Annotated in this window: 1 protein-coding gene; it reads right to left on the reverse strand. The window is 68.6% G+C overall.

Annotated elements, in window-relative coordinates; all coding sequences use genetic code 11:
- The coding region (locus ACMUOY_RS20585; protein ID WP_413894575.1) for an FAD-dependent oxidoreductase at positions 1-296 on the reverse strand (296 nt) is incomplete at both ends.

A 296-nucleotide genomic window follows, 5' to 3' on the forward strand; every position in this document is an offset into this window, starting at 1 on the left:
GATGACCTTTTCCTTGTGGCCGCGCAGCTTGTCGATGTTGACCACGGGTACGCCGAAGTCCACGCCAAGGTCGCCCAGGTGGCTGACCTCGTCCATCACGGCGGCCACGTGCAGCAGCGCCTTGGACGGGATGCAGCCCACGTTCAGGCAGACGCCGCCCAGCGTGGCGTAGCGTTCGACGATCACGACTTTCAGGCCCAGGTCCGCCGCGCGGAACGCCGCCGAGTAGCCGCCAGGGCCGCCGCCGAGCACCAGCACGTCGCACTCCAGGTCCGCTGCGCCACCGAAACTGGCTG

Source organism: Candidatus Skiveiella danica, from assembly GCF_022705245.1.
Classification (GTDB): Bacteria; Pseudomonadota; Gammaproteobacteria; order Burkholderiales; family Burkholderiaceae_C; genus Skiveiella; species Skiveiella danica.